Raw genomic sequence first — 12,072 nt, forward strand, 5'->3', positions numbered from 1 at the left:
CGTTCGACAGTCCGCCGGTCGAGGCGGCGGGCGCGGCCGGACGGGGCGCGGCGGGGGCCGGCGCCTCGGTGCGTGGACGCGCGACGTCGAAACCGGTCGGGCGCTGCACGGCCCCGCCCGGCGCGCCGACGCGGCGCTTGGTCTCGACCACCACGGTCTTGGAGCGGCCGTGGCTGAAGCTCTGTTTGACGGTGCCGGCCGCGACCGCCCCCGCCGAACGGGGTTTCAGGCTCAGCGGCGCGCGCGGACCCGTGGCCGAAGGCGTCGGGTTCGTCTTGCCGTCGTTGGTCTTGTCGTTCTCGTCAGTCATCCGGTCGCTTCATAACGGGCGGCGGACCGCCCCATATCCTCAAACACAAAAAGCCGCGCGTCGCCCCGCCCCCTCAAGGAGCAGAACCCCGCCCGTCCAAGTCCGTATTCGGGGCTTCTGTCGCATCCTGACCCCAGAAAAGGGGCAGAAGCGGTCGAAATCCCGCCAGTCGTTCGACCTCGAAGGTCCAGCGATCGGCCCGCCCGCCTGAAAGCAGGACGGCGTGTATCGCATTTTCCAGCCCGAGGGCCAAACTCAAATCTTCGGCGCTGAAGGCGCCGCACACGCGCGTCGTCTGGTGGCGCGCCAGGTTCAGCAATTTGCCGCGCCCGTCGGCGGCCCCGTCGGCGGCCTCGACCAGCCAGGCGGCGCGACCCGATCGGATCGCGGCGGCGGCCTTTTCGAAGCCCGAGATAAGCACGCCTTCGCGCCGGGCAAGACCCAGCTGGTCCAGGCAGCGCCGGACCAGCAGCCGTTCGACCAGGCCGGCCAGGTCGCGATCGGCCTTCAGCGGCGCCTTGGCGGCCCGCGCGAACAGGCCCTTGCTTGCCGCAGTCTCGACCGAGGCGGCGTCGGCCGCGACCCACAGGCCACGCCCCGGCAGCTTGCGCGCCAGATCGGGAACGACCGAACCGTCCGGCCCGGCGACGAAGCGGATCAGGCGAGATTCATCCATGACCTGGCGGGTGACCAGGTCGCGGCGCTCCCTATCGATCGCTCCTTCGCGAGGCGTCATGGACGGTCCGGGCCTCCATCACGCGTCTTGGGGTTCGTCGTCGGCCGGTTCGGCGGCGACGTCGTCGGCTTCGGGCGCGGCGAAGACGGCTTCGGGGTCGTATTCGCCCTCGGCGTAGTCTTCTTCGTATTCCGGCTCGGGCTGGGGCAGTTCGGAGGCGTCGATCCAGCCGGCAGCCACGCGGGCCTGCAGGATCAGCAGTTCGGCGTCTTCCTGGGACAGGTTGAAGCTCTCCAGCACCCCGGCGACCTTCACGCGCTCGCCGTTCTGGACCTCATAGCCGCCGCGCACTTCGTCGGTGGCCAGGTCGGCCAGATCCTCGACCGTCTTCACGCCGCCTTCGCCCAGGGCCACGGCCATGGCCAGGGTCACGCCGGGCACTTCCAGCACGCCGTCCTCGACGCCCAGGGCCTTGCGCTTGGCGTCCTGCTCGGCCGCCTGGCGGTCCAGGAAGTCGCGGGCGCGGGCCTGAAGCTCCTCGGCCGTCTCCTCGTCGAAGCCCTCGATGTCCGAGATTTCGTAGGGCTCGACATAGGCCAGGTCTTCGACCGTGGCGAAGCCTTCGGTGACCAGCAGCTGGGCGATCACCTCGTCCACGTCCAGGGCTTCCTGGAACAGGGCGGTGCGTTCGGTGAACTCCTTCTGGCGGCGTTCGCTGTCCTGGGCCTCAGTGATGATGTCGATCTGCCAGCCGGTCAGCTGCGAGGCCAGACGCACGTTCTGGCCGCGACGGCCGATGGCCAGCGACAGCTGCTCGTCCGGCACCACCACTTCGACGCGGCCGGCTTCTTCGTCCATCACCACCTTGGACACTTCGGCGGGGGCCAGGGCGTTGACGATGAAGGTCGGCTCGTCGTCGTTCCACTGGATGATGTCGATCTTCTCGCCCTGCAGTTCGGCCACGACCGCCTGCACGCGCGAACCGCGCATGCCGACGCAGGCGCCGACCGGATCGATCGAGCTGTCGTTCGACAGCACGGCCATCTTGGCGCGCGAGCCCGAGTCGCGGGCGGCGGCGCGGATCTCGATCACGCCGTCATAGACCTCGGGCACTTCCTGGGCGAACAGCTTGGCCATGAAGCCGGGGTGGGCGCGGCTCAGCATCACCTGCGGGCCCTTGGCCTCGGGCCGGACGTCATAGATGTAGGTGCGCACGCGGTCGCCGATGTTGAACACCTCGCGCGGGATCGACTGGTCGCGGCGCATCACGCCCTCGCCCCGGCCCAGATCGACGATGGTGTTGCCGTATTCGACGCGCTTGACCGTGCCGTTGACGATCTCGCCGACGCGATCCTTGAACTCTTCGTACTGGTTGGCGCGCTCGGCCTCACGGACCTTTCCGGTCACGACCTGGCGGGCCATCTGGGTCTGGACGCGGCCGAACTCGAACGGCGGCAGCTCCTCGACATATTCCTTGCCGACCACGGCTTCGGGGTCGCGCTTGGCGGCGTCGCGCAGGCGGACCATGGCGCTGTCGTTGAACTCTTCCAGCTCGTCTTCCGGCTGCCAGTCGTCCTCGACGATGGTGACGTGGCGGGTCAGCGACAGTTCGCCGGTCTTGTGGTCGATCTTGGCGCGGATGTCGTGATGGGCGCCATAGCGCGACTTGGCGCCCTTCTGGATCGCCTCCTCGATGGCCTCGATGACGATCTCGCGGTCGATCATCTTCTCGCGCGCGACCGCGTCGGCGATCTGCAGCAGTTCCAGGCGATTGGCGGAAATACCGGTGGCGGCCATCAGGCGTTGTCCTCGGGTGTCGTGGTCGTGTTGGTGTTCAGGGGTGACGGCCCGTCGGAAGGCAGGCCGTCGTCTTCAGGTTCGCCGCGCGCGGCGCGGATTTCGGCCCCGCGCTTCAGCAGGGCATCGGTCATGACCAGCTTGGCGTCGGCCAGCCAGTCGAAGGGGATCAGGGCGGTGTCGTCCTCGCCGTCCAGGTCGATGGCGACGTTTCCGTCCTCGACCCCGGCCAGAACGCCCTTGAAGCGTTTGCGCCCCTCGACCATGCGGTCGGTCTCCAGCCGCGCCTCGAAGCCTTCGAACAGTTCGAAGTCGACGGGGCGGGTCAGGGGCCGGTCGATGCCGGGCGACGACACCTCAAGCAGATATTCGCCGGCGATGGGGTCGGCGGCGTCCATCACCTCGGACACGGCGCGGCTCAGACGGGCGCATTCCTCGACCGAGATGTCGTGGTCGGCGGGGCGCTCGGCCATGATCTGCAACCGCCGGCGCAGGGTTCCGCCCATCAGGCGGATGCGCACGATGTCCAGGCCGACAGACTCCGCGACAGGGTCCAGCAGCTCCAGCAGGGCGCGATCTTCAGCGGTCTTTGCGCGCAAGGTCTTTCTCGATGGCCGGCCGCCACGCAGGCGCCGGAGGTAATCCAAAACAAAAGCGGCGGGCCATCCGGGCCGCCGCTTCAAACGGCGCCGTTAGGACGCCGGTCTAACGATGTGAGGCGCGATATAGGCCCTTCCAGGCGGCTTGTCAGCCCCCTTCGTCGGCCGCACAAGCGCAGGCATGATCCGTCTGATCCAGATCGCCGCCTTCGCCCTGCTGATCGCCGCGTGCGCCCAGGTCTCGGTTCCCATGGTTCCCGTGCCCATGACGATGCAGACCTTCGTCGTCCTGCTGGCCGGGGCCTGGCTGGGACCGGTCTGGGGCGCGGCGGCGGTGCTGGTCTATCTGGCGGCGGGCGCCCTGGGCCTGCCGGTGTTTTCGGACGGGGGCCGGGGCGTCCAGGCTCTGTGGGGACCGACGGCGGGCTATCTGATCAGCTTCCCCATCGCGGCGGCCCTGGCCGGCTGGGCGGGACGGAAGGGGTGGCTGACGCGGCCGTGGCTGCGCGGTGTTGGCGTGTTCAGTCTTCTGCACCTGCTGATCCTGGCCCTGGGCGCGGCCTGGCTGGCGCGGTTCACAGGTATCGAGGCAGCGGTGCGCGACGGGGCGGCGCCCTTCCTGATCGGGGCCGTGGTCAAGTCGGCGCTGGTGGTCGGCGTGCTGGCGGCGCGCGACCGGTTCAGGCGCGTTTGAAATCCAGGAAGATCGGCGCCACGTCGCCCAGCTTCTTTTCCTCGTAGCGGGTGACGACATGGTCGGCGGGCGCCGCATGCCAGTCGTCTACGTCGCCGATCCGCTCCAACCCCGGCGTGCGGGCGAACCGCTCCAGCGCCCAGTCGGCGTAATCGGCCCAGTCGGTGGCGAAACGCAGCGTCCCGCCCGGCTTCAGAACCCGCACCAGTTCGGCGGCGAATTCGTCCTGCACCAGACGGCGCTTGTTGTGCCGCGCCTTGTGCCAGGGGTCGGGGAACAGGATCAGCACGCGGTCTAGCGAAGCGTCCGGCAGGGCGTCCACCACCGCCCGCGCATCGTCGGCATGGACGCGGACGTTCTTCAGCCCCCGCTCGTCGATGTGCCGCAGCAGAGAGCCGACGCCGTTCAGGAACGGCTCGCAGCCGATGATCACCGCCTGGGGGTTTTGCTGGGCCTGGGCCGCCAGATGCTCGCCGCCGCCAAAGCCGATCTCCAGCCAGGCCTCGGTCGCCTCGGGCATCAGCGCGCGCGGATCGACCGGCCCGGCCTTGGGGTCGGGCACGGCCACGGCGGGCAGCAGGGTGTCGAACAGGGCCGCCTGGCGCGGCTTGATCGGCCGCGACTTGATGCGCCCGAAGGTGCGCAAGGGGCGGTGGTCGGCAGGATCGGAAGTCATGGCGGGCGTCCTTAACCCTTCCGCCCTCGCGCGAGAAGGGCGTCGGATCAGGCCAGGGCCTTCAGCCGATCGACCAGATCGGTCTTCTCCCACGAGAAGCCGCCGTCCGCCTCGGGCGTACGGCCGAAATGGCCATAGGCGGCGGTGCGCTCGTAGATCGGCTTGTTCAGGCCCAGGTGCTCGCGGATGGCGCGCGGCGTGGCGCCGCCGATCAGGGCGGGCAGTTCGCGCTCCAGCACCGCCTCGTCGATCTTGCCTGTGCCGTGCAGATCGACGTGAACCGACTGGGGCTGGGCCACGCCAATGGCGTAGGAAAGCTGGATTGTGCAGCGGTCGGCCAGGCCGGCGGCGACCACATTCTTGGCCAGGTAGCGCGCGGCGTAGGCGGCTGAACGGTCCACCTTGGTCGGGTCCTTGCCGCTGAAGGCGCCGCCGCCGTGCGGGGCCGCGCCGCCATAGGTGTCGACGATGATCTTGCGCCCGGTCAGGCCGGTGTCGCCGTCCGGTCCGCCGATCTCGAACACGCCGGTCGGATTGATGTGCCAGACCGTCTCATTGGTGATGAAGCCGGCGGGCAGGATGCTTTCGACCACCGGCTTGACCACGGTGGCGACCTCGCCCTGGGTCTTGCCCACGGCGTGCTGGGTCGAGACGACGATCGAGGTGGCGCGCACTGGCTTGCCGTCCTGGTACAGCAGGGTGACCTGGCTCTTGGCGTCCGGCTCCAGGATCGTGCCGCCGTCGTGACGCAGGGCCGCCAGACGCTTCAGGATCTCGTGGCTGTAGGCCAGGGTGGCCGGCATCAGCTCGGGCGTCTCGTTGCTGGCATAGCCGAACATGATGCCCTGATCGCCCGCGCCCTCGTCCTTGGTCGCGGTGGCGTCGACGCCGACGGCGATGTCGGCCGACTGGCCATGCAGATGGTTGGCGAAGTCGAACGTTTCCCAGTGGAAGCCGTCCTGCTGATAGCCGATGTCGCGCACCACGCGGCGGGCCAGGGCCTCGATCTGGTCGGCCACGCCCGGCTCCCAGTCGTTGGCTTCGCTGTTCCACACGCCCTTGCCGCGAATTTCACCGGCCAGGACCACGCGGTTGGTGGTGGTCAGGGTTTCGCACGCCACCCGCGCCTCGGGATCGCGCGACAGGAAGAAGTCGACCACGGCGTCGGAAATCTGGTCGGCGACCTTGTCGGGGTGCCCCTCGGACACGCTTTCCGAGGTGAAATGGAACGAGGTGCGGGACACGGATGCAGCTCCTGAGGCGGGAAGGGCGCCAGACATATAAAGATATGCTTATATCTTCAAGAGAGGCTGAGCCGATGCGCCGTCTATTGCGCCGTCCAGCCGCCGTCGATCGAGAAGCTGGCGCCGTTGGCCGATCCGCCCAGGTCGCTGGCCAGATACAGGAACAGGCCCGCCAGCTGTTCGGTGGTGACGAATTTCTTGGTCGGCTGCGAGCCCAGGATGACGTCGCGCATCACCTGTTCCTTTGACAGGCCGCGGGTGCGGGCCTGATCGGCGATCTGCTTTGCGACGATCGGCGTCTCGACATAGCCGGGGCAGATCGCGTTGCAGGTGATGTTGTCCTGGGCCAGTTCCAGGGCCGTGGTCTTGGTGAAGCCGATGACGCCGTGCTTGGCCGCGACATAGGCCGACTTGAACGGGCTGGCGACCAGGCCGTGGGCCGAGGCGACGTTGATGATCCGCCCGCGCCCCTGCGCCTTCATGATCGGAATGGCCGCGCGGCTGGCGTAGAAGACCGACGACAGATTGATGGCGATGATCCGTTCCCACTGGTCCGAGGGGAATTTCTCGACCGCCTCGACGTGCTGGACGCCGGCGTTGTTGACCAGGATGTCGACCCGGCCCAGCTGGTGCTTGGCATAGGCGACCATGTCGGCCACCTCGTCGCCGCGGGTCATGTCGGCGGCGTGATAGCGGACACGAACGCCGCATGACGCTTCCAGCTCGGCGCGGGTTCGCTCGATCTCGGCCGGATCGCCCAGGCCGTTCAGCACCACGTCCGCCCCATGCGCCGCCGCCGCCCGCGCCAGGGCCAGGCCGATGCCCGAGGTCGAGCCGGAAATGACCGCCACCTGACCCTTCAGGTCGCCGTAATCACGAAAAGGCAGGGTCTGGTCGTCGGCGTCGCCGCCGCGCTTGGGCCACTGGAACATGGATCGTCCGTCTCTAGAAGTCGTCTGCAAAGTCCAGCCTAGCGACTGAAACCGATGATGGCGACAGGCGGCGGACAGAATTTCATCCCCTGGTGAATACCCACTCGCTGTCGCTGGAAAGCGCGGGCTGGAAGCCATAGCCGTCGGCGTCGAACCGCTTCAGGTCCTGAGACTGTTCGATGCGATTCTGGATGATCCAGCGCGCCATGGCGCCGCGCGCCCGCTTGGCGAAGAAGGAGACGATGCGCGTCTCGCCGTCCTTGGTCTCACGGAACTGGCAGTGGATCACCGGCAGCTTCAGCGCGCGGGCGTCCACGGCGCCGAAATACTCCTGGCTGGCCAGATTGATCAGCACCGGCTCGGCCTGACCCTCGGCGTCGGCGTTCAGCTGTTTCGACAGGCGGTCGCCCCAGAAATCATACAGGCTGGCCCCGCGCCGGGTCTTCAGCCGGGTTCCCATCTCCAGCCGATAGGGCTGGATGCGATCCAGCGGCCGCAGCAGGCCATACAGGCCCGACAGGATACGCAATCGGTCCTGCGCCCACATCAGGTCGTCGGCCGGCAGGCTGCGGGCGTCCAGCCCCTGATAGACGTCGCCGGCGAAGGCCAGGGCCGCCTGGACGCCGATGCCCGTCGCCTCAGGATCGAAGGCGCGGAACCGCGCCTGGTTCAGTCGCGCCAGATCGTCGGAAATGCCCATCAGTCGGCGCAGATCGGCCTGGGTCTGGCGCCGCGCGGTCTTCAGCAGGGTCGCGGTGTCGTCCGCCAGACGCGGCTGGGTCGCGGGCAGGCCGGCGGGCGGTTCGGCGAAGTCCAGCCGCTTGGCCGGAGACAGGACGATCAGCATGGCGCGGTCTCTAGACCCGTTCGGCGACAGTTTGAACCGGGTCGAAGGTCGCAAGCCCTCTCCCCGGACTCAGTCGCCGAAGACATCGACCCCGACCTCGCCCTCGACCGTCAGCCAGGCGCGCTTCATGCCCTGACTGTTGTAGGGGTCGGCGATGGTCCCCTGGGCGTCCAGGGCGATCAGGCCGCCGTCCCCGCCCAGGGCGCCGATCCGGTCGATGACCGCTCGCGCCGCGTCGGTCAGGGACGCGCCGTCCGCCACGCGCCAGGCCGTCTGGGCGCAGGCGGCCACGCGGATGAAATATTCGCCCTGGCCCGTGGCAGAGGCCGCGACCCGGTCGTCGGCCCAGACCCCGGCGCCCGGCAGGGGGCTGTCGCCCACCCGTCCGGCCATCTTGCCGAACACCCCGGCGGTCGAGGTTCCGGCCGCCAGACGGCCCTGCACGTCCAGCACGCAGCAGCCGACCGTGCCGTGGGCCAGGGTTCCGGGCGGATGGTTGTCGTCGCCCTGGCCCGCATGGGTGAACCAGGCGGCTTCGTCGCCGATGGCGTCCAGCCCCTGTTCGGCGGCGAACAGGGCCGCGCCTTCGCCGGCCAGCAGGACGTGCGGCGTCTTCTCCATCACCGCGCGGGCGGCCAGGATCGGATTGCGGAACCCCTGCAGGGCCGCCACGGCCCCGGCGCGGCCATCCGGCCCCACCATCAGGCTGGCGTCCAGCTCATAGGCCCCGGCGGCGTTCGGCGAGGCGCCGCGCCCGGCGACATAGAGGCCCGAATCCTCCAGCATCGTCACCGCCTGAACCACCGCCTCGGCCGCCGAAAGGCCGTCCAGCAGGCGCGGCCTCATCGTTTCGACCACCTGGCGCATGTGGGCGATCTCGGCGTCATAGTTGACGCCGCGCCGCGCGCCGGCGCCGCCGTGCAGGATCAGGGCGGGTCGGCCGCTGATTGGGGCCATGGGTCGTCTCCTGACGTCTTGGTGTTCGGCCTCTTTGCAAACGGGCCGGGGCCTGATTAGCGTTCCCCGACCCGGGGCGCCACGCCCTCTTTCGCGAACGAGCCCCCATCCATGCGCGCCCTTCTGTCCAAGGCCCCCGGCGGCCCCGAAACCCTGGTGCTGGACGAGGTGCTGGACCCCACGCCCCAGCCCGGCCAGGTGGTGATCGAGGTCAAGGCCGTGGGGATCAACTTTCCCGACACCCTGATCATCGAGGACAGATACCAGTTCAAGCCCGAGCGGCCTTTTTCGCCCGGCGGCGAGGTGGCCGGCGTGGTCGACGCCGTGGGCGAGGGGGTCAAGGGCCTGCATCGCGGCGACCGGGTCATCGCCGTGCCCGGCTGGGGCGGACTGGTGGAGCGCATCGCCGTTCCGGCCGAGACGGTCATCAAGATGCCCGACGCCATGTCGTTCGAAGAAGGCGCGGCCCTGGTCATGACCTATGGCACCAGCTGGTACGCCCTGAAGGACCGGGCCCAGCTGAAGCCGGGCGAGACGCTGCTGGTTCTGGGCGCGGCGGGCGGCGTCGGCGCCGCGGCGGTCGAGCTGGGCAAGGCCATGGGCGCGCGCGTCGTGGCCGCCGCCTCGACCAATGAAAAGGTCCAGTTCGCCCTGGATCTGGGGGCCGACAACGGCCTGATCTATCCGACCGGCCCTATGGACAAGGCGGCCCAGAAGGAGCTGTCGGGCGAGCTGAAGCTGGCTGCCGGCCGCGACGGCCCCGACGTGGTCTATGACGCGGTCGGCGGCGACTATTGCGAGCCGGCGCTCAGGGCCATGGACTGGAACGGCCGCTATCTGGTGGTCGGCTTCCCGGCGGGCATTCCGTCGCTGCCGCTGAACCTGACCCTGTTGAAGTCTGTGTCGGTGATCGGCGTCTTCTGGGGCGCGGCGGTGATGCGCGATCCGGCCGCCCACGCCCTGAACATGGCCGAGCTGATGGGGCTGTACGCCGACGGCAAGATCCGACCGCGCGTCAGCCGCACCTTCCCGCTGGAACGGGCGGCCGAGGCGATCCAGGCCCTGGGCGACCGCCAGGCGATGGGCAAGATCGTCGTCACCATCGACGACCCGGCATGAGGCCCCACATGAGCTTCGTTCCCGACCCCGCCCTGGATGTGACGGCGGCGGCCCGCAGGCTGGCGCAGACGGGGCGCACGCGGCTGCATGGGATCTTCGGCGACGGCTCGGCCGCCGTCCACGCCGCCATGACCGACCCGGCCATGGTCTGGAACCGGGCCATCCGCAATCCCTACAACGCCGATGTGCCCGTCGCGGTGTTCGAGACCGAGCCGCTGGAGGAACAGGCCCGGCTGATCGCCATGGCCCATGAAGAGGCGACCGAGGGGTTCCAGTTCGTGTTCGACCGGCTGCGCCTGGGCCAGGCGCGCGGCATGGGACTGGCCATCCCCCAGACCCTGTATGACCTGCACGCCGCCTTCAACGCGCCGCCGTGGCTGGATTTCGCCCGGCGCCTGACCGGCGACGACGCCATCGCCTATGTCGACGCCCAGGCGACCCGATACCTGCCCGGCCATTTCCTGAACGGCCATACCGACGAGCATGAGGGGGCGGGGCGCCTCTATGCCTATGTGCTGAACGTCTCGCCGGTGTGGCGCGCGGACTGGGGCGGCCTTTTGATGTTCACCGAACCCGACGGCCAGGTGGCCGAGACCTTCGCGCCCCAGTTCGACACCCTGAACGTCTTCCGCGTGCCCGCCTGGCACACGGTCAGCATGGTCGCCCCCTTCGCCGGAGCGGCGCGCTATTCGATCACCGGATGGTGGCGGACCAATCCGCCAGAGGCGGGTTAGCGCGCTTTCAGCCGCTCCAGCGCCTCGGACGCCTGGTCGCGGTGCCGCTTGCGGATATTGGCGCCCAGGGTGGCGATCAGGGCGGCGATCACCGCTGCGTCGTCGGTGAAGCCGATGCCGGCGAAGACATCCGGGATCGCGTCGATCGGCAGGACGAAATAGGCCAGGGCGCCCAGCATGATCCCCTTGGCCGCCGTCGGGGTTTCCGGGTCGCGCGCGGCATACCAGACCGACAGCAGCTGGTCCGCGAACGGAATCCGCGCCGCCGTGCGGGTGATCTTGGGCCAGAAGCCACGCGAGACGCGGCGTTCGTTGACCCGCTGGACCGCCGGAATCAGGGCGGTCTTGGGATCGAGGGCCTCTTGGGCCGAGTAGGGTTTGGCTTTGGCGGACATGGCCGCTAAATCCCGCGACTGACGATAGGTTCACTCAGATATAGGGGCTTCGGCCATGAAACTCGACGGGTCGATTGCGGCGGTGGTGACGGGCGGGGCCTCTGGCCTGGGCGAAGGCATGGCGCGGGCGCTGGCGGCGCGGGGCGTCAAGGTGGCCCTGTTCGATCTGAACGCCGAGCGGGGCGAGGCCGTGGCGGCCGAGATCGGCGGCGTCTTCTGCGCCGTGGATGTGACCGACGACGCCTCGGTGGCCGCCGCCTTCGAAAAGGCCCGCGCCGCCCATGGCCAGGAGCGGCTGACCATCAACTGCGCCGGCATCGCCACCGGCCAGAAGACGGTGTCGCGCAAGAAGGACACCGGCGAGATCAAGGCCCACGACATGGCCCAGTTCGAACGCACCGTGCGGGTCAATCTGTTCGGCACCTTCCGCGTGGCCAGCCAGTCGGCCGCGGGCATGGTCACCCTGGACCCCATGGACGACGGCGAGCGCGGCCTGATCGTCAACACCGCCAGCGTGGCGGCCCAGGACGGCCAGATCGGCCAGGCGGCCTATTCGGCGTCCAAGGGCGGGGTTTACGCCATGACCCTGCCGATGGCGCGCGACCTGATGAGTGAGGGGGTGCGGGTCAACACCATCCTGCCCGGCATCATGTGGACGCCGATGATGGCCGGCATGGACCAGAAGGTTCAGGACGCCCTGGCCGCCATGATCCCCTTCCCCAAACGCCTGGGCACGCCCGCCGACTACGCCGCCCTGGCCCTGCACCTGGCCGAGAACACCTATATCAACGGCGAATGCATCCGCCTGGACGGCGCCATCCGGCTTGCGCCGCGCTGACGCGAGGCGGGCGCTAACGCTCGCGACGCGGTCGCTCGCTGCTTGAGCGCAAGGTTTGGCGCTATGTTCGCGACGCGGTCGCTCACGACTTGAGCGCGATGCGCACAATTTCTTGCGTAGGGGCTTGCAGGGGTCCGCGCGGGTCCGGTATAGGCCCGCCCTCGACTGAGAGCGCGGGCGTAGCTCAGGGGTAGAGCATCACCTTGCCAAGGTGAGGGTCGGGCGTTCGAATCGCCTCGCCCGCTCCAGTCGAA

At 69.1% G+C, this 12,072-nt stretch carries 14 protein-coding genes and 1 tRNA gene; 5 read left to right on the forward strand and 10 right to left on the reverse strand.

Annotated features, from left to right (window positions below; all coding sequences use genetic code 11):
• From Q0581_RS06300 to rimP, 4 genes are all read right to left on the reverse strand, one after another.
• Positions 1-310 (reverse strand): translation initiation factor IF-2 associated domain-containing protein (locus Q0581_RS06300; RefSeq protein ID WP_298698680.1); only part of this gene is annotated, 310 nt, incomplete at its 3' end.
• 73 nt (positions 311-383) lie between these two features.
• The gene (locus Q0581_RS06305) at positions 384-1,046 is read right to left on the reverse strand and encodes an RNA-binding protein (protein WP_298698681.1); all 663 of its coding nucleotides are present in this window, start codon (positions 1,044-1,046) and stop codon (positions 384-386) included.
• 18 nt (positions 1,047-1,064) lie between these two features.
• On the reverse strand, positions 1,065-2,783 hold the full coding sequence (gene nusA / locus Q0581_RS06310; protein WP_298698683.1) for a transcription termination factor NusA: 1,719 nt from the start codon (positions 2,781-2,783) through the stop codon (positions 1,065-1,067).
• Positions 2,783-3,382: a ribosome maturation factor RimP gene (rimP, locus tag Q0581_RS06315; protein WP_298698684.1), complete on the reverse strand. Its 600-nt coding sequence runs from the start codon at positions 3,380-3,382 to the stop codon at positions 2,783-2,785. The genes nusA and rimP overlap by 1 nt, the downstream gene beginning before the upstream one ends.
• 181 nt (positions 3,383-3,563) lie before the next feature.
• Between rimP and Q0581_RS06320 the strand changes: the two genes are divergently transcribed.
• Positions 3,564-4,076, forward strand: coding sequence for a biotin transporter BioY (locus Q0581_RS06320; protein ID WP_298698686.1), 513 nt, complete (start codon positions 3,564-3,566; stop codon positions 4,074-4,076).
• On the opposite strand, the gene trmB is transcribed toward Q0581_RS06320, so the two are convergent.
• The 5 genes from trmB to Q0581_RS06345 all read right to left on the reverse strand — a co-directional run bounded on the left by trmB (position 4,063) and on the right by Q0581_RS06345 (position 8,732).
• Positions 4,063-4,752: a tRNA (guanosine(46)-N7)-methyltransferase TrmB gene (gene trmB / locus Q0581_RS06325; RefSeq protein WP_298698688.1), complete on the reverse strand. Its 690-nt coding sequence runs from the start codon at positions 4,750-4,752 to the stop codon at positions 4,063-4,065. The two genes, Q0581_RS06320 and trmB, sit on opposite strands and share 14 nt — an antisense overlap.
• A gap of 47 nt (positions 4,753-4,799) precedes the next feature.
• Entirely contained in the window at positions 4,800-5,996 is a 1,197-nt protein-coding gene (gene metK / locus Q0581_RS06330; RefSeq protein ID WP_298698690.1) for a methionine adenosyltransferase, read from the reverse strand.
• 83 nt (positions 5,997-6,079) lie between these two features.
• Positions 6,080-6,928: a 3-hydroxybutyrate dehydrogenase gene (locus Q0581_RS06335; protein WP_298698691.1), complete on the reverse strand. Its 849-nt coding sequence runs from the start codon at positions 6,926-6,928 to the stop codon at positions 6,080-6,082.
• A gap of 82 nt (positions 6,929-7,010) precedes the next feature.
• Entirely contained in the window at positions 7,011-7,775 is a 765-nt protein-coding gene (gene yaaA / locus Q0581_RS06340; protein WP_298698693.1) for a peroxide stress protein YaaA, read from the reverse strand.
• Positions 7,776-7,844: 69 nt separating this feature from the next.
• Complete coding sequence (locus Q0581_RS06345) at positions 7,845-8,732, reverse strand: isoaspartyl peptidase/L-asparaginase (protein ID WP_298698695.1); 888 nt, start codon at positions 8,730-8,732, stop codon at positions 7,845-7,847.
• Between the two features lie 111 nt (positions 8,733-8,843).
• Here Q0581_RS06345 and Q0581_RS06350 point away from each other — a divergent pair, with 111 nt between their 5' ends.
• Entirely contained in the window at positions 8,844-9,851 is a 1,008-nt protein-coding gene (locus Q0581_RS06350; protein WP_298698696.1) for an NADPH:quinone oxidoreductase family protein, read from the forward strand.
• 8 nt (positions 9,852-9,859) lie between these two features.
• Positions 9,860-10,585, forward strand: coding sequence for a 2OG-Fe(II) oxygenase family protein (locus Q0581_RS06355; protein ID WP_298698698.1), 726 nt, complete (start codon positions 9,860-9,862; stop codon positions 10,583-10,585).
• On the opposite strand, the gene Q0581_RS06360 is transcribed toward Q0581_RS06355, so the two are convergent.
• The gene (locus Q0581_RS06360) at positions 10,582-10,980 is read right to left on the reverse strand and encodes a YkvA family protein (RefSeq protein WP_298698700.1); all 399 of its coding nucleotides are present in this window, start codon (positions 10,978-10,980) and stop codon (positions 10,582-10,584) included. The genes Q0581_RS06355 and Q0581_RS06360 overlap by 4 nt on opposite strands.
• A gap of 55 nt (positions 10,981-11,035) precedes the next feature.
• Here Q0581_RS06360 and Q0581_RS06365 point away from each other — a divergent pair, with 55 nt between their 5' ends.
• The gene (locus Q0581_RS06365) at positions 11,036-11,818 is read left to right on the forward strand and encodes an SDR family NAD(P)-dependent oxidoreductase (protein WP_298698702.1); all 783 of its coding nucleotides are present in this window, start codon (positions 11,036-11,038) and stop codon (positions 11,816-11,818) included.
• 173 nt (positions 11,819-11,991) lie between these two features.
• A tRNA-Gly gene (locus tag Q0581_RS06370) sits at positions 11,992-12,066 on the forward strand.
• The last annotated feature ends 6 nt before the right edge of the window (positions 12,067-12,072 follow it).

The sequence above is a fragment of the uncultured Brevundimonas sp. genome (assembly GCF_937863155.1).
GTDB lineage: Bacteria > Pseudomonadota > Alphaproteobacteria > Caulobacterales > Caulobacteraceae > Brevundimonas.